Annotated in this window: 21 protein-coding genes; 19 read left to right on the plus strand and 2 right to left on the minus strand. The window is 68.3% G+C overall.

Features of this window, described 5'->3' with window-relative positions; translation table 11 throughout:
• The first annotated feature begins 4 nt into the window (after positions 1–4).
• From OG352_RS06500 to OG352_RS06515, 4 genes are all read left to right on the plus strand, one after another.
• Positions 5–421, plus strand: coding sequence for a hypothetical protein (locus OG352_RS06500; protein WP_329215284.1), 417 nt, complete (start codon positions 5–7; stop codon positions 419–421).
• Positions 422–546: 125 nt separating this feature from the next.
• Positions 547–795, plus strand: a complete 249-nt coding sequence (locus tag OG352_RS06505) for a hypothetical protein (protein WP_329215286.1) — start codon at positions 547–549, stop codon at positions 793–795.
• Between the two features lie 15 nt (positions 796–810).
• A complete protein-coding gene (locus OG352_RS06510; RefSeq protein WP_329215288.1) occupies positions 811–1,146 on the plus strand; it encodes an HK97 gp10 family phage protein in 336 nt (111 codons plus the stop codon).
• Positions 1,143–1,532 carry a hypothetical protein gene (locus OG352_RS06515; RefSeq protein WP_329215290.1) on the plus strand — a complete coding sequence of 130 codons (390 nt, stop codon included), beginning with the start codon at positions 1,143–1,145 and terminating at the stop codon, positions 1,530–1,532. The genes OG352_RS06510 and OG352_RS06515 overlap by 4 nt, the downstream gene beginning before the upstream one ends.
• On the opposite strand, the gene OG352_RS39935 is transcribed toward OG352_RS06515, so the two are convergent.
• Positions 1,520–1,678 (minus strand): type II toxin-antitoxin system Phd/YefM family antitoxin, encoded by a 159-nt coding sequence (locus OG352_RS39935; protein ID WP_443072172.1) that lies wholly within the window; start codon positions 1,676–1,678, stop codon positions 1,520–1,522. The two genes, OG352_RS06515 and OG352_RS39935, sit on opposite strands and share 13 nt — an antisense overlap.
• 68 nt (positions 1,679–1,746) lie before the next feature.
• Between OG352_RS39935 and OG352_RS06520 the strand changes: the two genes are divergently transcribed.
• The 15 genes from OG352_RS06520 (at position 1,747) to OG352_RS06590 (ending at position 16,447) form a co-directional block, all read left to right on the plus strand.
• Positions 1,747–2,334 carry a phage tail tube protein gene (locus tag OG352_RS06520; protein ID WP_329215292.1) on the plus strand — a complete coding sequence of 196 codons (588 nt, stop codon included), beginning with the start codon at positions 1,747–1,749 and terminating at the stop codon, positions 2,332–2,334.
• 95 nt (positions 2,335–2,429) lie between these two features.
• Positions 2,430–2,867, plus strand: a complete 438-nt coding sequence (locus tag OG352_RS06525) for a hypothetical protein (protein WP_329215294.1) — start codon at positions 2,430–2,432, stop codon at positions 2,865–2,867.
• A gap of 59 nt (positions 2,868–2,926) precedes the next feature.
• A complete protein-coding gene (locus tag OG352_RS06530) occupies positions 2,927–3,277 on the plus strand; it encodes a hypothetical protein (RefSeq protein ID WP_329215296.1) in 351 nt (116 codons plus the stop codon).
• 21 nt (positions 3,278–3,298) lie between these two features.
• Positions 3,299–7,834 carry a hypothetical protein gene (locus tag OG352_RS06535; RefSeq protein ID WP_329215298.1) on the plus strand — a complete coding sequence of 1,512 codons (4,536 nt, stop codon included), beginning with the start codon at positions 3,299–3,301 and terminating at the stop codon, positions 7,832–7,834.
• Positions 7,835–7,843: 9 nt separating this feature from the next.
• On the plus strand, positions 7,844–10,075 hold the full coding sequence (locus OG352_RS06540) for a hypothetical protein (protein ID WP_329215300.1): 2,232 nt from the start codon (positions 7,844–7,846) through the stop codon (positions 10,073–10,075).
• 9 nt (positions 10,076–10,084) lie between these two features.
• The gene (locus OG352_RS06545) at positions 10,085–11,176 is read left to right on the plus strand and encodes a DUF5047 domain-containing protein (protein WP_329215302.1); all 1,092 of its coding nucleotides are present in this window, start codon (positions 10,085–10,087) and stop codon (positions 11,174–11,176) included.
• Positions 11,173–11,916 (plus strand): hypothetical protein, encoded by a 744-nt coding sequence (locus OG352_RS06550; protein WP_329215304.1) that lies wholly within the window; start codon positions 11,173–11,175, stop codon positions 11,914–11,916. Before OG352_RS06545 ends, OG352_RS06550 begins: the two co-directional genes overlap by 4 nt.
• On the plus strand, positions 11,916–12,530 hold the full coding sequence (locus tag OG352_RS06555) for a hypothetical protein (protein WP_329215306.1): 615 nt from the start codon (positions 11,916–11,918) through the stop codon (positions 12,528–12,530). The genes OG352_RS06550 and OG352_RS06555 overlap by 1 nt, the downstream gene beginning before the upstream one ends.
• A gap of 63 nt (positions 12,531–12,593) precedes the next feature.
• Positions 12,594–14,018 (plus strand): D-glucuronyl C5-epimerase family protein, encoded by a 1,425-nt coding sequence (locus tag OG352_RS06560; protein WP_329215308.1) that lies wholly within the window; start codon positions 12,594–12,596, stop codon positions 14,016–14,018.
• Between the two features lie 57 nt (positions 14,019–14,075).
• Positions 14,076–14,201: a hypothetical protein gene (locus tag OG352_RS06565; protein ID WP_329215310.1), complete on the plus strand. Its 126-nt coding sequence runs from the start codon at positions 14,076–14,078 to the stop codon at positions 14,199–14,201.
• Positions 14,198–14,992 carry a CHAP domain-containing protein gene (locus OG352_RS06570; RefSeq protein ID WP_329215312.1) on the plus strand — a complete coding sequence of 265 codons (795 nt, stop codon included), beginning with the start codon at positions 14,198–14,200 and terminating at the stop codon, positions 14,990–14,992. The genes OG352_RS06565 and OG352_RS06570 overlap by 4 nt, the downstream gene beginning before the upstream one ends.
• Entirely contained in the window at positions 14,989–15,330 is a 342-nt protein-coding gene (locus OG352_RS06575) for a hypothetical protein (protein WP_329215314.1), read from the plus strand. Before OG352_RS06570 ends, OG352_RS06575 begins: the two co-directional genes overlap by 4 nt.
• A 17-nt stretch (positions 15,331–15,347) precedes the next feature.
• Positions 15,348–15,674: a hypothetical protein gene (locus OG352_RS06580; protein ID WP_329215316.1), complete on the plus strand. Its 327-nt coding sequence runs from the start codon at positions 15,348–15,350 to the stop codon at positions 15,672–15,674.
• Positions 15,675–16,094, plus strand: a complete 420-nt coding sequence (locus OG352_RS06585; RefSeq protein ID WP_329215318.1) for a hypothetical protein — start codon at positions 15,675–15,677, stop codon at positions 16,092–16,094.
• Positions 16,094–16,447 (plus strand): hypothetical protein, encoded by a 354-nt coding sequence (locus OG352_RS06590; RefSeq protein ID WP_329215320.1) that lies wholly within the window; start codon positions 16,094–16,096, stop codon positions 16,445–16,447. Before OG352_RS06585 ends, OG352_RS06590 begins: the two co-directional genes overlap by 1 nt.
• A 332-nt stretch (positions 16,448–16,779) precedes the next feature.
• On the opposite strand, the gene OG352_RS06595 is transcribed toward OG352_RS06590, so the two are convergent.
• Positions 16,780–17,352, minus strand: a complete 573-nt coding sequence (locus OG352_RS06595) for a hypothetical protein (protein WP_329215322.1) — start codon at positions 17,350–17,352, stop codon at positions 16,780–16,782.
• Positions 17,353–17,520 lie beyond the last annotated feature (168 nt).

The raw sequence follows: 17,520 nt of genomic DNA on the forward strand, positions 1-17,520 counted from the left end.
TGCGATGGCGTTCGTTGCCCCTACCGCCGAGCAGCTCGGCCTCTTCCTGGGAATGGGCGAGATCGACGGAGACCGGGCTGATCTACTGCTCGCTACGGCTGTGTCCCTCTGCCAGACCGTCGTGAATCCGCTGCCAGAGGGTGCGGAGGCCGTGGTGCTGTCGGTGGCGGGCCGGGCCTACGTGAATCCGCAGCAGATCAGCTACGAGACGATCGGCCCGATGTCGGTGCAGCGCCCTCAGGGTTCGGGCGGCCTGTATCTGACGAAGTCCGACAAGTCCGCCCTCAAGTCCCTGGCCGGCCGGGGCGGTGCGTTCACGGTGGATCCGACGCCGGCAACTGCCGATCCGTCGCCTACGTGGCCGGTCGATGATCTGTCGGGATGGGCGGAGGACTACGAGGCGGGCTGGGGGTATCCCTGATGCCCGCGCCGTATCCGTTCGGCGAGGCGGTGCGCATCGTGCGCACTGGTGAGTCGCCTGGGCGGGGTCCGCGCGGTCAGCCGTTGCCGGGCCCGGATGAGTCGTTTGACTTGGTGGGCTGCGCGGTGACGCCGCGGGCGGAGACGCCTCAGGTTGGCGGTCCGCAGCAGCAGGACCGGGACACCGTGATCGTCGGCTGGACCGTGTACGCCCCGGACGCGCCTGCTGCGAAGATGCCGCTGCGCACGACGGACGGGGCTGTGATCCGTGGGGTGCGGTGCGAGATCACGGGTGAGCCGGGGGACTGGGGCCGGTCCCCTTTCACTGGCACCCGGGGCCCGATCCAGTTCGCTGCCGACCGCGTCACCGGCTGACCGAGGAGGTACGTCGTGGCTGCCCGGTTCAAGATGAAGAAGAAGGGCGTCGGCGAGATGCTGCGGATGCCTGGCATGGAGGCGGAGATGCTGCGCCGCGCCGAGGTCATCAAGGGCGTCGCCCAGGCGATCTCCCCGGTGGACGTCGGCGGCCCGCATCCGGGGCACTACAAGGAATCGTGGGAGACGGACAGTACGGCCCGCGGCGGTCGCCGCCGTGACCGCGCAGTGGGCTACGTCCGCAACACCGCCCACTATGCCCGCTGGGTGGAGTACAGCAACGGCACCCCTGGCGCTCCGGCGCACCATGTGCTGCTCAGGGCAGCCCTGCTGGGCGGGCGGAACCAGTGACCGCGCTCGTCGATATCGAGCTTGAGCTCATCACCCGCGGCACCGTCCGGTTCCCGGATGCGGTGGTGCGCGACGAGCTGGACAACAGCCTTGCTGGCGAACTGCCCACGATCCAGATCACGCACATCCCGGGCGGCGGCGATGACGGACTCCGGCTCGCCCGGATGATCGTCGACATCGACGTGTACGCGGCTTCCAGGGCTGAGGCGATCACTCTGGCCCGCGAGGTGCACGACTGGGTGACAGGCGAACTGCGCGGCTCCAGTGGCGAATCGATCGTCGTCGGCCGGACGGGCTGCCTGTCGTTGCCCGCAGTGCGGCCATACGAAAATGTTGCGCTGCGACGAGTTGGCGCGACCTACGAGATCTACTGTCACCCGTCCTGACCTGCGATCGCCTCGATCGCCTGGTCGTACCAGTCTGGCGGCACCAGGACGGCTGCCCGCCTTCCGTGACGAGTGATCGCGACGTGCTTGCCCTGCCATTGCGTGGCGTTCAAGAGCTGGGCGAACTGCTCACGCGCCTCTTGCACCTTGTGGGCCCGCGCCGGACCCCGTTTTCCCGCCCGTGCGCGGGCTCTTCCATGTCTGGAGACATCTCATGGTCAACATCACCCGCGCTGCGGACCTCGCTCTGGTCGGCGCAAATGGCGGCGGCTGGGTGAGCCCGGTGGGCACCTCGGCGCCGGTCTCTCCCCTCACGCAGCCGGTCGGCGCCTGGGAGCCGCTCGGCGCGATCTCGGACGATGGCCTCACCTACGGCTTCGACGAGGACTCGCAGGAGTTCACCCCTTGGGGTCTGACGTCCCCGTTCCGCACTCAGATCACCAAGAGCGTGCGGACGTTCGGTCTGACGGTGTGGGAGACCAGCCGGATCGCGGTGCAGTCGCTGCAGTACCGGCTGGACGCCTCCGAGCTGGAGCCGGACGTCGACGGTCTCACCAAGTACGCCGAGACGTCCTCGCCGGTCCCGGACCGTCGCGCGTTCTGGTTCCTGGTGGTCGACGGCGACGCCTACAAGGGCTTCTACGTGCCCGAGGGCGAGATCAACGACCGCTCCGACGTGTCCTTCAAGCAGGACGAGATGTCGGGCTACGAGTGGACGATCACCACCTACCCGGACGCGTCCGGCAACACCGTCTACCACGTCGACAAGATCCCGGCGACGCCCGAATACACCGGGTCCTGAACGGGTGGGCGGGCCGGTATAGCCAGCCGGCGCGGGCCCGGCCCGCCCACCTCTGCACACTGCCCGCGCCATCACCTGAGAGAGAGGCCCGCGCCATGGCCAACACCCCCCGCAAGACGACCGCGAGTAGCAGGAAGCCGCGAACTGCGGCCCGAGCGGCTTCCCGCCCGCCGGTTGCGCGCCGCGCCGCCGAGGTGGAGGAGGTCGACGAGCCGGACATGACTGAGGCGGAAGCCCAGGAGATCGAGGCTGAAGTCGGCCACTACGTCACAACCGAGCTATGCGGTGAGGAAGTCCAGGTCATTCCGCCGTCGGCGTGGCGGTCGTCGTGGCAGCGCATGCTCAACCAGGGCAACCTGGACGGGTTTGCCGAGAAGGTTTTGCACCCGGACGACTATGAGCTGTACCTCGAACTCGACCCTACGATCGTCGAGTTCATGGAGTTCGCGCAGGAAGCCGCCTCGCTGGTCGGTGAGAGCCTGGGGAAATCCAGTGGACCCGCTCCGTCGTCGAGGCGCACGCGGAGGCGGTAGAGGCGGACCTGTTCCGCTACTACAACGGCGTCGACGTTCTCGACGTGCACCGCGGGGAGATGTCGTGGCGGCGCCTGCGGGTCCTCATCGAGCATCTGCCGCCGGAGTCGGCGACGTGGACAGCGTTGCGCAACAGCCTGTCCGATGAGGAGTTGGCCAAGCAGGCAGAGAAAGGCGAGCCGGAGAAGGCCCGCTGGTCGCAGACGGAGCAACTCCTGGCCCTGGTCGCGGACCGCGTCGCCGACGTCGGATTCGTCCTGCGCGCGGTAAACACCGACAAAAAGTCGACGAAGCCCCGGCCCCCCGAACCGATCCGTCGGCCTGGCGCGAAGCCCCCTCGGCTGAAGCAGCAGATCAACGAGGCGCAGGCGAACACCCTGTTCAAGCTCATCAATGGGGGCGCCGCGTAGGGCGCTGGGAGGAGGCTCCCGGTGCCCGCTATCTCCGTCGGCTCGGTCGAAGTCGATGTTCTGCCCAACACGCAGGGCATCTACAACCGGCTGCGTAGCGCCCTCGTTCCTGCTGCCACGCGGGCTGGGCAGGATGCCGGCGACGCGGCGGGCCGGGCGTTCGGCCCGGAAATGCAGCGGCAGATCGGCAACGTCGGCCTTCAGATCGGCCAGAGGATAGGCCAGCAGATCGCCAGCAGGGTTACGGCGTCTCTTCGCACTGCCATCCGGGATGGGATCACGCAGGGCGGGCAGACGGCCCGGCCTGCTGCGACTCGGCAGGGCGAGGAGGCGGGCGGCGCGTTCGCCCGGTCGCTGCGGGCACGCCTGCAGGCCGCTTTCCGGAGCATGCCCAAGTTGGACGTGCGCCTGTCTGACACCGGCATCGACGCGGACTTGGCCCGGCTGCGAGCACGGCTGGAGAGCCTCGCAGGCAAGACCGTGGGCATCGATATCGACGCTGAGACGGCTCGGGCCGAGGCCGCCGACATTGAGGAGCGTCTGCGGCGGATCGGCGCTGCGCATCCGAATGTTGCGGTTCGCGCGGACACGGCGGCGGCGATCGCGCAGCTGCGGCTGCTGCGGGAACAGATCGATGAAGTGTCCGCCAACCCGGCGCATATCCGGGTGGAGACGGACGGCAACTTCGGCGTCCGGCTGCGGGCTGCCGTGCAGCAGGCCGAGGCGTCGCTGCCGAACATCAACATTGGTGCCGACACGACGCCGGCGCAGGTCGAGGTGGCGCGCCTGCGGGCGCAGTTGACCGATCTGCGGGATGTGCGGATCGGCGTCGACATGGACACCGCGACTGCGACTGCCCGGATTGAGGCGATCCAGGCCCGTCTTCAGCGCCTGTCGACGCAGGACGCCGATGTGGCGGTTCGAGTTGATGCGGGTGCGGCGCTGGCCCAGTTGGCGGCGTTCCAGGCTGCGGTGAACCGGCTCGACGGTCAGCATGTCGATGTCGACACGTCATCGTCGACGGCTGGGTTCCGGGCTCTCGTTACGGCTGCGATCTTGTTCGGTCCGGCGATTCTGCCGGTGCTGCCGGTGGTGGCTGCCGGCCTGGGCGCGATCGCTGCGGCTGGTGTGGCCGCGGCTGCGGGCCTCGGCGGTATCGCGCTGGTGGCGATCCCGGCGTTCAAGGGGCTCGCGTCAACTCTGCAGGCGCAGAAGGCGGCGCAGGATGCGGCGACGAGCGCGACGATGCAGGGTGGTCAGGCGGCTTCGCAGGCGGCGTCCCGGGCGTTGCAGCAGGAGTCGGCTCAGCAGGCGTTGGCGACGGCGGAGCGCAACGGTGCCCGGCAGATCGCGCAGGCACAGCAGGCTGTGAGCCAGGCCCGGCAGCAGTCGGCGGATGCGGTCGCGCAGGCGGCACGGAAGGTGCAGGACGCTGAGCGGTCCCTCGCGGACGCTCAGCGGGATGCGAAGCGCGCCCAGGATGATCTGACGGCGGCGCGGCGGACGGCCGTGCAGGAGTTGGAGGACATCAACAACCGGCTGACGGACTCGGTCCTCAGCCAGCGGGACGCGGAGATCGCCTTGAAGGAGGCGACCGCACAGCGCAACGCGGTCCTCAACAGCGCGAACGCCACGGAGTTGGATAAGCAGAAGGCGCTGCTGGCCTACGACCAGGCCGTGCAGCGGCTGAAGGAGCAGACCACCGAGACGGGCCGTCTGAAGAAGGAGACGGCTGCCGCGAATAAGGCGGGTGTCGACGGTTCGAAGACGGTCACGGATGCCCAGGAACAGCTTGTTCAGGCGCAGCAGAAGGTCGTTGACCAGCAGGTAGCTGTTCGGGATGCGCAGGTGGCTGGTGCCCGGCAGGTTGCGGATGCGCAGCAGCGGGTGTCGGAGGCGACGGCGAATGTGGCGGTCGCGCAGCAGTCTGCGGCGGACGCGGTGGCATCGGCGCAGCGGCAGATCGAGTCGGCGTCGCTGTCGGCGGCCGGGAGTGTGGATCAGGCTGCGATCGCGCAGGCCAAGTATCAGGCCGAGTTGGCGAAGCTGACGCCTGAGGCGCGGCAGACGATGGCGGCGTACACGGGTCTGAAGACGGCGTTCGGTGACTGGTCGAAGTCTCTTCAGCCTCAGGTGATGCCGATTTTCACCCGGGCGCTCAATGGGCTGAAGAACAGCCTGCCGGGCTTGACGCCGTTTGTTGTGAATGCTGCTAAGGCGATCGGTGGTTTGCAGGATCGGGCGTCGCAGGGCTTCAAGTCGCCGTGGTGGCAGTCCTTCAAAAAGGATCTCGCGGGGTCGGTGGTCCCGGCGATCACGGGTCTGGGTGTCGGCTTCGGAAACATTTTCAAGGGCATGGCCGGGATCGTGCAGGCCTTCCTGCCGCACATGGATTCGATCTCGGCGACGATGCAGCGGATCACGGGCCGGTTCGCGGACTGGGGCGCGAATCTGAAGGGCTCGCCCAGCTTCGAGAAGTTCCTGTCGTACTCGGCCCGGATGGCTCCGCTGCTCGCTGGCGCGTTCGGGAAGTTGTTCGGGGCGATCGTGGCGATCGGCAGTGCGATGGCTCCGGTTTCGGTGATTGTCTTGAAGGCGATCGGCTTGTTCGCTTTGGGTGTGACGTGGCTTGCGGAGAAGGCTCCGTGGCTGGTGACGGGCATCTACGGGATCGTCGTGGCGATGACGGCGTGGAAGATTGCCGTGGCGGCGTGGGGGTTTGCCCAACGCATTGCGACGCTGGCGATGCTGGCGTTCAACGTCGTCTCGATGGCTGGGCCTTGGGGCTGGATCGTCCTCGCGATCGCGGCCGTGGTCGTTGCGGTCGTCCTGATGTACAAGAAGTTCGACTGGTTCCGTGCGGCAGTCCAGTACGTCTGGGACGGCCTGAAAGGCGGGGCGCAGGCGGTCGTCGACTGGTTCAAGGGCCCGTTCGTCGGCTTTTTCACGAAGACGCTTCCGGCCGCGTTCCAGACGGCTCTGACGTGGGTGAAGGCGAACTGGCCGTGGCTGGTGGGCGCGCTGGGTGGCCCGATGGGGCTTGCGGTCGTCGCCGTGATCAAGCATTGGGGTGAGATCAAGGCGGGCTTTGCCAGCGCCTGGGACTGGATCAAGCGCTGGGTGATTTCGCCGATCGGCACGTTTTTCACGAAGACGATCCCGGGCTGGGCAACAACCCTTCAGGAGAAGACGGTCGCCGCTTTCAACGCCGCGAAGGATGGCATGAAGACGGCCTGGGACAAACTGAAGGCGAACGCGCGCGTGCCCATCCAGTACGTCGTGGACGTCGTCTACAACAACGGCATCCGAGGCGTCTGGAACATGGTCGCGGGCGCGTTCGGCGCACCCAAGCTGCCCGAGTTCAAGTTCGCGTCCGGTGGCGTCATGCCGGGCTACACGCCGGGCAAGGACGTCCACCGGTTCGTTTCTCCGACGGGCGGTGCGCTCGAACTGTCGGGCGGCGAGGCCATCATGCGGCCCGAGTTCACCCGCGCGGTGGGCTCCGGATTCGTGAACACTCTGAACTCGATCGCCCGCTCTCGGGGCGCACAGGGCATCAAGGCTGCGCTGGCCCCGGCGTTCGGCGGGAACCCGGTCACGCCGACGGACCGCTCCCTGAAGTACGCGGGCGGCGGCATCACGCAGTCGTTCGCGGACGGCGGCATCTTCGGCTGGATCAAGTCGGCGGGATCTGCGGTGCTGGGTGCGGGCTCAGCAGCCTGGAACAAGATCAAGGAAGGTGCCTCCTGGCTCAAGGACACCCTGGAGGCGTCCGCGCGCGCGGGCGTGAAGAACGTCGTCGACCCGCTGCTCAAGAGCTTCCCCGGCATGGACACCGGCTTCGGGAAAATGCTCCGCAACATCCCCAACAAGATCGTCGACTCCCTGTTCGGATACACCAAGGAGGCTGACAAGCAAGGGGGCGGCGGCCTCGGCGGCCCGAAAATTCAGGCCGCACTGAACTGGGCGCGCACCCAGAACGGGCTGCCCTATCAGTGGGCCGGAAACGGGAACCCGAGCTGGGACTGTTCCGGGCTGATGTCCGCGATTGAGTCCGTTCTCCGCGGGGAGAAGCCGCACCGCCGGTGGGCGACGATGGCGTTCTCCGGGAACACCGCGCCTCCCGGCTGGGTCTACCACGGCAACAGCCCCTTCCGGATCGGCATCACCAACTCGGGCGTCGGCCACACAGCGGGCACGCTCGGCGGAACCAACGTCGAGTCCCGCGGCGGCGACGGCGTCGTCGTCGGCCCCCGGGCCCGCGGCTACAACAACAGCCTGTTCACCTCTTGGTACGGGTTCAAGCCGGGGTCCTACGACTCTGGCGGCTACCTGCAGCCCGGCCTCAATTTGGCCTACAACGGGACGGGCAGGCCGGAGCCGGTCTTCACGACGCAGCAGGCGAACGCGCTCACCTCAATGGCCGGGCGCAGTCAGTCGTCGCCGACGCCGGTTGTGGTCGAGGTGCATGCACGGGATGAGGCCCTCGCCGGGTTCATCGACGTGCGGGTGCAGGACAGCCAGCAGCATCTGATCTCCGTCATCAACGCGAGCTGAGGAGGAACCTTGGCGATTCCCGGGAATCTCCTCAGCTCGGCGACGGAGAGCATGGATCCGTCCGTCTCCGGATGGACGGCGAAGCTGAATTGCACGCTCAGCAAGGGCACGGGCGGCCGGAACGGCGACGGCGTCCTGGCGGTCAAGTCGGTGGCGTCGGGCGAGATGCAGGCCCGCACGGTGTCGTCGTATCCGGTCGTCGAGGGCACGCTGTACGGGGCGTTCGCTGACGCGTCGGGTGCGACGGTCCCGGAGAGGATCGGTATCCGCTGGCTGACCGCAGCGAACGCCGAGGTCAGCATCACGTGGTCGCTGACGACGGCGGCCGCGTCAGCGTCATGGCACCGGATCGCGGTGGGCGGGGTCGCGCCGGTGGGGGCGACGCAGGCGCAGGTGCTGCTGTCGTCGACCCCGGCCGCCGGGAACGTCAACAGCTTCTACGAGAACGTCTACCTCGGGCTGCCGATCCGCTCGCCCAGCAACCTGCTCGGCTTCAACACGGAGACGTCCGAGGTGGACGTCACCTCGTGGACTGTCGAAACGAACTGCACCATCACCCGCACCGTGCCCGCGCTGACGTGGCCCGTGGACTACTACTACGCGGGCGGCCACATGGCCACCATGACCGTCACCGCGTCCGCGAACGCTGCGATGCGCCTCGCCGACCGGCCCGCAGTTACAGCCGGCGTCGAATACTTCGGCTACATCTACCTCAGCCCGCCGACATCCGGATCGACGGCATGGGTGGAACTCCGGTTCTACGACAGCGGCGGCACACAGGTCCAGGCAACCAGGTCGACGCTGGCGGCACCGGGCACAGGCGCGTACCGGCAGATCGTGTCGGACATCGCACCCGCAGGCGCAGCCACGTGCTCGCTGGCGGTCGGCCTGGACAGCCCGACGGCCGCACAGGTACTCCGGGTCGACACCGCAGTCATACGGCCCATGGTGCCGGTGATGGCCGGCACGGTCGTCCCCTATGCGTCGGCGTCCTTCGAGCAGTCGGCGGGCGGCTGGACGGTGACGTCCGGGGTGGCGACGGCGGCCCGGTCGACGCCGTGGGGGGCGGCCTCGTATGCGGGCAGCTACAGCCTTGCGGTCGCGTCAGCGACGGCGACCTCGTCGACCTGGCGCTCACCGTTGTTCAACCTGTCGAATCCGGTGGGGCAGAACTTCCGCGCACAGATCGTCTGCAAGCTGAACGCAGGTAGCTGGACAACCGTCACCGTGAAAATCCACTGGTACAGCGCCGCGAGCGCCGACCTGGGCGTGTCGACGGGAACCGCCTACGCGCTGCCCGGCGGCAGCTGGTTTGCGATGACGACCGACGCGGTCGCCCCCGCCAGCACGGCGAAGGCCGCGATTGAAGTGGTCGGCGTCGCCGGGGCGGTGTCCAGCAGCCTGTGGATGGACTACACAGCCCTGTGGCCGGTTCTGCCGCTGACGGCGGTCACCGAGCACGACGTCAGCGCCTACGCGACGCTGACGCTACGGGAGTTGCCCGTCGACTACCTGATCACCGTGTACCGGGTGACGCCGGATGGCACCCGCACCCCCGTGCGCGGCCCGGCCGGCCTGTACGACAAGGACGCCATCACCTCGGACTTGCTCATCATTGAGGACCATGAGGCACCGCTCGAAACGGTCATCTACTACTACGTCGAGATCTACACCGCTGCCGGCGTCCTCGCCTCGACCCGCTCATCGGCGGTCATCACCCTCGATGTCGACGATGTGAACCTGTGCTGGCTGAAGGATCCGGGCAATCCGCAGCGGAACCTGCAGGTCATGGTCAAGCAGGCCCCGGACTGGGCCGATCCGATCCAGCAGACCGCCCACAAGGTACGCAACCGGCAGAACGCGGTCATCCTCAGCGACAGTCGTGGCGGGCAGGAGGGAAGCCTCGCCGTCTGGACCCGGTCCGACAACGAACGGAAGGCCCTGCGCTGGCTCCTCGGCTCGGGGAATGTGCTGCTGTGGCAGTCGGCACCCGGGATGGGTGAGGACGACGTGTACGTCAACGTCGGCCCCGTCGCCCGGCCGAGGGTGAGCACGCTTGCGACGGAGCAGTGGCGGGAGTGGACGCTGCCGCTGACCGAGGCGGATCGACCGGTCACGACCGGCGTCAACGGGTCCGCTGACCGCACCTGGCAGGACGTCCTCTCCGGCTTCGCGACGTGGCAGGCCTTCCTGGACGCGTATGCGACGTGGGAGGACGCGCTCCTCGACAAGCGGAAGTAGGGAGGCCCGGTGTATCCCGTATCCGATCGCTTCCTCGCCCGCCTCGCCGAGTCACACCAGGTCGCCACCGAAGTGAAACTGTTCCTCACCGACGGGCGTGTGCTCGATGTGGAGCACACAGGCGGGTCAGTTCAGGTGGACCGGCAGCAGGCAATCCGCCGCACCTGCACGGTCACCGTCGCCGACCCGTCACTCATTCCGCGCACGCCCGCCGACCAGCTCGCCACCAACGGGGCCCGGCTCCGGATCAGCCGCGGCGTCTACTACGGCGACGGCTCCTCGGAGCTGGTTCCGCTCGGCGTATTCCGGCTGGACGAGGTGGGAGGCGACGTCAACGACGGCCCGGTGACCTTGTCGGGCAAAGATCTGTCGGCCGTCATCCAGGACGACCAGTTCACCGATCCGTGGACGTCGTCGGGGACTGCGGTTGCCGCCGTCACGGCGCTGGTGCAGCGATCTTTGCCGGACGTCGAGGTGGTCTCGACGATCGTCGACGTCGCGATCGGCCGCCGCGTCTTCGACATCGAGGCGGACCCCTGGGCGGCCTGCAAGGAGATAGCCGCCGCAGCCGGGGCCGAGGTGTACTTCACCCCGGACGGCACGGTCACCATCACCACCCTGCCGGACATCCTGACGACGACGCCGGTATGGGAGGTCGCCGCAGGAGAGGGCGGCGTCTACATCCGCGCCAACCGCGGCATGTCCAGCGCGGGCGTCAAGAACGGCATTCTCGCCCGAGGGGAAAACACGGCCGACAACGTGGCCCCCGTGCGGGCCCTGGTCACGGACGACGACACGAGCAGCCCCACCTACTGGGGCGGCCCGTTCGGGCGCCGCCCCCGCTTCTACTCCTCACCGACGCTGATCACGACGGGTGCCTGCACTGCTGCAGGAACGCTGCTGCTGGCGCAGGCGAAGGCGCCGAACGCGTCCGGCGACATCTCCAGCCTGCCGAACCCGGCACTGGAGGCGGGCGACGTCCTGCGCGTCACGCACCCGGACGGCAGCCGCGAGCTCCAGCAGCCCGCCTCGTTCACCGTGCCCCTCAGCGAGGACGGCGACTTCCCGATCTCGACGATTTCGGCGAAGGAGGACGCATGACGGCCGCCGACCGGTCGGCGCAGGGCGTCCACCGGGACCTCGCGTGGGCGATGCGCCAGCAGGCAAAACGTACGGGCCAGTCGACGCCCAGCGTCCGCGGGTCTGACTGGCGGCTGGCGACCGTCACCGCCGTCAACGCTGATGGCACAGTCGACGCGGACGGCATCCCCTCCATCCGCTGCGACGAGTCGTACCTGCTGCCGACGGTCGGCGACGTCATCGTCGTCACCCAGTCCAGCACCGGAAACTGGTTCGCCTGGGGACGCGGCAGCACCGGCGGCTTCGCGCTCGGCAGCATCGTCGAGAAGATCAAGTCGGGCAACACGGCCCGGCCGTCGGTGACGGCGATCGCCGCCGATCCACACCTCACCTTCGCCGTCATCCCAGGCACGTACAAAATCGACGCGGTCCTCTTCTACGACGCCGACTCGGCGGCCGACCTGAAGCTCGGCTGGACTGCCCCCGCGGGCACGACGGGCACTTGGTGGCCAGGCGGCTCCGACTCCAGCAACACCACCCAAGCTGCGACCACCCGCTGGGGCGCCGTAACCGATATCGGCACAGGCACACTCCCGGTCGCCGGGATCGGCGCGGGAACCATCGTCACCTGCCGTCCGGCCGGCACCGCAGTCGTCACCACCGCGGGCACGCTCGCCCTCGCCTGGGCCCAGCAGGCCAGTTCGGGCACCGCCACCACCGTCCGCCAGTTCTCCTGGCTCTCTCTGAGGAGGACCGCCTGATGTCCGGTACCGACGACTACGGGCAAGGCATCACCGTCGCCGCCCTGACCGACGCCCCGAACGCCGAGACCCTGGCGAAGAACATCGCCAACGGCATCGCGCAGCGGTCGGTGATGAGGTTCGCCTCGGCGTCCGCGCGTTCCGCCGCGCTGACCGGGGCGACCGCCCCCGTCGAGGGCATGGTGTCGTGGCTGCAGGACGTCAACGGCCTGTATTTCTACGACGGCTCGGCCTGGCAGTTGATGAACATCGTCGAGACGATGGCGTGGACGAACCTGTCGTCGATCGGCTCGTATGCGGGCGGCTTCTCGGCTTCCACACCGGCCCCGCGCATGCGCAAGCTGTCCATGCTGGGCACCGAGGTGTGGGAGTACGAGGGCGCCATCGCCATCTCTAGCCTGCCCGCGGCCACGACGACCACGGCGTTCACCTTCAACTCCGGGTACCGGCCGGCCTCCGGGCGAGGCTTCGCCACCTATAACAGCTCCCACTACGCAACCCGCGTCACTGTCGGGACGAACGGCGTGCTCGCGTTCTCGGTGCCGACCGAGGCGGGCAGCGGCGTCAGCAAGGTCTGGCTCGACGAGATGCGCATCACCAACCCGGCCGACTGAGCCACCTGCATAACCGCCGCCCCGATCCCACTGGTCGGGGCTTTTCTCATGCCCGGAGGCTTCATGAACCGCGCCGGCTACCGGCTTGCTCCTGCCGCAGATCTGCCTGAGAGTATGCGGCCGTGGCGGGACCGGCCCGTCGCCTGGGCGAACGTCAGCCCCCTGACCGGCGCTTATCACCTGAACGCGCAGGGCGAGTACCTCTACTACCCGGACGGCGGCAGCACTGGCTACGACCATCCGGTCGGTCAGGCGCAGTTCGGCCTGGGCTGCATCACCAGCTACCGCACCGAGACGGACGCCGCCCGGAAGAGCCTCTTCCTGGCGCGGGCGCGGGCGCAAGCGGACCGGCTCATAGGCCGCCGACTTGAAGTGTCCGGTGCCTGGTGGTTCCCCTACGGCTTCGACTTCACCCACACCGTGCACTCCGGGGTCTCCTATACGGCGCCCTGGTACTCGGGCATGGCGCAGGGTGAGATCCTCAGCCTGTTCGTGCAGCTCTCCCAACTCGACGCCCTCGCCGACGCGGACCGGGCCGTGTATCTGGAGGCTGCCGACCACGCGTTCGCCTCGCTGCAAACCGACGAGTACGGCTACCCGTGGGCCGTCAACACCGACAGCGCCGGATACGGGTGGATCCAGGAGTACCCGGGCTCCGAACCGGGGAGCGGGGACTACACCTACAACGGGATGATCTACTCCCTGTTCGGGGTGTGGGACTACTGCCAGGTCACCGGCAGCGAGGCTGCGGCCGAGTTGTACGACGCCGTCGCCACCACCGTGGCCAGGTATTTCCCGCTGTTGCGGAACTCGAAGTGGTGCAGCTTCTACTGCCAGACGCACCGCATCGAGGCCTACACCTACCACCAGCACCACATCGAACTCTTCCGCCAGCTCAACTGGCAGACAGGCAGCCCCGACTTCGCCGACCACGCCGACCGGCTCGTCGACGACTACCCGGCGGCAGGCGTGTCCGGCACGGTCCAGTTCGAGTCCGGCAGCCACGCCCTGTACCGCTTCGACACCGCGGCATCGGGTGCGTGGTCGACGGCTGCGGGCGACGACCTGCTCGAGCAGAAGACGGTCGCCTTCACCTCGGACACGGCTGCACCCGCGTCGATGCGGCGCCGCATCAAGGGTCGCGGCATCTACTACCTCATCTCCGCAGGCTCTTACGCGGGCTGGTGGGTGGGCGAGTCCTGGTCCAAGGCGTACCTGCGCGGCGTCTACCTGGCCACGATCTACTGGCCCACCCGCACGGTGACGTTCCCCGGCGGAAGCGTCCCCGTCGACACGTACAAGGTCGCCACCGACGGCACCGTCACCAGCGTGAAAACCGTGCAGTTCGCCAACCCCTCGAACGCGCCGGCCGACCGTCGGGCCATCGTCAACGGGCGGCCCATGTTTCAGATCACCGCCGGTGGACTGACCGGCTACTGGGTCCCCGCCAGCTCCGTCACCGTCGACTCCGAGCCCGCCGTCGGCTGACCCACCCAGCCCTCCCGCGCCTCTTGGCCGGGTCCATTGAAGCCCGAGGAGGTCGCCGTGAGCGATGCCGAGGACCAGTACGCCGAAGCGGCCGGGGATCCCGGAGCAGCGGCTGACCTGCCCGCCACCACGGGACGCGACGTCCTGACCGGCGAGCCCGACCGCCCCCTGGAGGAGCAGTGACCGGCACCGCAGGCGACGTCATTCGCATCGCCAAGTCCCAGGTCGGCTACCACGAGGGCTACTCCGGCGGCCACTGGACCAACCTTCAGAAGTACAGCCCCGCCGTGCCCGGCCTGGAGTGGAGCCAGAACCAGGCATGGTGCGCGACGTTCGCCGCCTGGTGCTTCCAGGAGGCAGGCATGCCCAAGGGCAGCTACCCCGTCACCGCATCGTGCGCCCTCGGCGTCTCCTGGTGGGAGAACGCCGGCCGGTTCTCGGACTATCCCGGGATCGGCGCGCAGGTCTTCTTCGGCTCGGGCGGCGGATCGCACACCGGCCTGGTCTACGCCTACGACGCCGACTTCATCTACACCGCCGAAGGCAACACCAACTCCAGCGGCTCTGCCGAGGGCGACGGCGTCTACCTGAAGAAGCGCGCCCGCCGCGACACCTACGTGTACGGCTACGGCTACCCCTCCTATCCGACAGGGATCGTCACCGCCGACCCGGCCTGGAAGAACCCGACCGCACCCAGCCAGCAGGAGGAAGCCGTGGCCCTCACCGACGACGACATCAAGAAGATCGGCCGTCAGGTCGTCACGGGGGCGAACGGCGCCAAGTCGCCCGACGACCCGACGGTGGAGTGGGCGATGTCCAGCTTCCTCGGCCTCACCTACAAGACGGCCCGCACCATCGCAGCGGACGTCGCGGCCGTCAAGGCGAAGGTGGAGTCGCTGTCGGTGGGCGGCGTCGACCTGGACGCGCTCGCCGAGAAGGTCGCCGACAAGCTGGCCGCGAGGCTCGCCGAGTGATCCTGAACCTGACCCCGCACCCGATCCGCCTCTACGCGGCCGAGCGCGAGGACGGCATCGACGACCTGGAGCCACACCTGCGCGAGGTCATCGAGCCCGAAGCAACGCCTGCACGCCTGGCCACGATCGAACTCGGCGGCGGTATCACCTTCGAGTTGGTCGAGTTCGGGCACGCCCAGAACCTGCCGTCGAGGCGTGACGGCCACCAGTACATCGTCTCTCTCGTCGTCGCCCTCGCGCTCGCCGACCGGCGCAGTGACCTGCTCGTCCCCTACCGCGAAGTCCGCAACTCCAGCGGGACCGTCATCGGCTGCCGCTCGCTCGCGCAGCCCGTCTGAGAAACGAGAACCCCTCAATGACCGTGAACCTCGATGCCGCCTACTGGCTGGGCCTCCTCGTCTCCGTGATCCTGCCCGTCCTCGTCGGCCTCGTGACGACCAGAGTCACCCACGCTGGCGTCAAGGCCGTCCTCCTCCTCGCGCTCACCGCGGCGAATGGATTCCTCGTCGAACTCGCTGGCCCGCACCCCGACGGCTGGGACTTGGGCACTGCGCTCGTGCTGACGCTCGTCTCCTTCGGCACGGCCGTCCTCAGCCACTTCGGCCTGTGGAAGCCCACCGGCATCTCCGGCAAGGCGCAGGACTCGCTGGTGACGTCGGGCAGCCACGCCGCGGAGGCCTGAGTGCGTTGGGCGGTCCGGCGGCTGGGCGGGATGCTGGGCCGCCGTGGTGCGATCCTCCTGTCGTACGGGACGGTGTGGGCGTTGTACGGGTACGGGCAGATCATCTCTCCGCAGCCGGATCAGCGCGGTCTGACGCTGGCCGTGCAGATGTGGCCGCTGCATGTGTGGGGCTCACTGTTCATCACGGCCGGGCTGATGGCGGCGGTGGCCGCGTGGCTGAGGCAGGGTGCGGACTGGTTCGGGTTCGTCGCCCTCGTCCTCATCGTCCTGCCGTGGATGCTGTCCTACCTGGCGTCGTGGGTGCTCGGGGACTTTCCGCGCGGCTGGGTGGCTGCTGCGGTGTGGGGGGTGATCGCTGTTCCGGTGATCGTGGTTGCCGGATGGCGTGAACCGCCCCGGCCCAAGAGAGTGGGTTCCTGATGGCGGTGGACACCTGGATCCAGGCAGGCATGGCCCTGATAGGCGCTACCGGCGGCGTGGTCGCTGCACGTTCGGCGCGTAGAACGAAGCGGCAGGAGAACCGTGACGACTTCACGGAGATCAAGAAGGCGCTGAATGAGCGCATCGACGACCTGAAAGAGGATGTCGTCGGCCAACAGGTCCAGATCACCGGCCAACAGGAGCAGATCACCGGTCAGGGTGCCGCGATCTCCTGGCTCGTCATCGACCGCCGCAGCCTCGTCAGCTACATCCGCGGCGCAGGGTTGGAACCGCCCGCGCCGCGCCCGATCCCGGATCGGGCCCGCCCATACCTTGACGCTATCGACGTGTGAGAACTGGAGTGCGATATGCCGACACGTGACCCGCGTCCGGTGGAGCCCCGTGGCCGGGATGGTGGTGCCGACGTAGGCAGCCTCGTCGCGATGGGTGTCGAGGAACCTCCGCCGATCCCGGAACCGCCCGCGTCGCCGCCCACGGTTGAGGGGTGACCCGTGCCGGATGAAGGCGATCCCCCGTTCTGGCTGTCACCGCGCCCGTTCCGCGAGCCGAAGCTGCCGCCATCCGACGACAACGAGTGACCGCGCCCCTCCTCCGGGAGGGGCGCACTTCTGTGTCTGAAGCGTCCCGCCCTCCACCCGGGGGCGGGGCGCTTCGTCGTGTCTGGCTATCCCCAGCCGCCGAGGAGTCCGGCGTTGGCCTGCGCGTTGCACAGGTTGTAGCCGCCGGACGCGTGGCCTTTCTCGGTGTGGCCGTCGACCGTGACCGAGCAGTTGATGTCACCGGATCCCTGAAGCTGGGCTGTCACGGTGTAGAACAGGGCCTCGTCGTCCAGGGGCAGCGTGGCGGTGAAGGTGCCGTTCTTGAACGCGCCTTTGCGGTTGTCGCTGTCCGAGCCGTAGGTGATGTCGAGGCCCCCGAGGGCGCCGGCGGGGGCTGTGCCCCACACCTTGAAGGTGACGGTCTTCTTCTTCGGTTCTTCGGTCTTGGGTTCGCTCTTCGCGGTCTTGCTCGGCTCGGTGGCGGGCTGTTCGTTCTTGGATGTGGTGGCTGCGGGCTTGACGCTGCTGGCACCGGTGTCCTTGCCGCCGCTGCTGCTGGCGACGGCTCCGATGACGCCGATCACGAGGAGCAGGCCGATGATGCCGGCGCAGCCCAGGCCCACGGTCTTTCCGACGCTGGTCTTCTTCGGCGGTGGCTGCTGGGGCGGGTAGGGCTGTTGCGGGTACTGCTGGCTCATGTGTCCCCCCTGGTGCGGTGTTTCGTGAGATGAGGGACGTTATCGGATGTAGGCAGACCGTAAAGGGTTGCGGTGGTTCTGTTACGGGGCCGAGAAGAACCGGTGAGGCGGGGGCGCGAATCCGGAGCGGGCTGGGCTGCGCTGCCCAACGCGGGATGGTTGATAATG

It is taken from the genome of Streptomyces sp. NBC_01485, assembly GCF_036227125.1.
GTDB lineage: Bacteria > Actinomycetota > Actinomycetes > Streptomycetales > Streptomycetaceae > Streptomyces.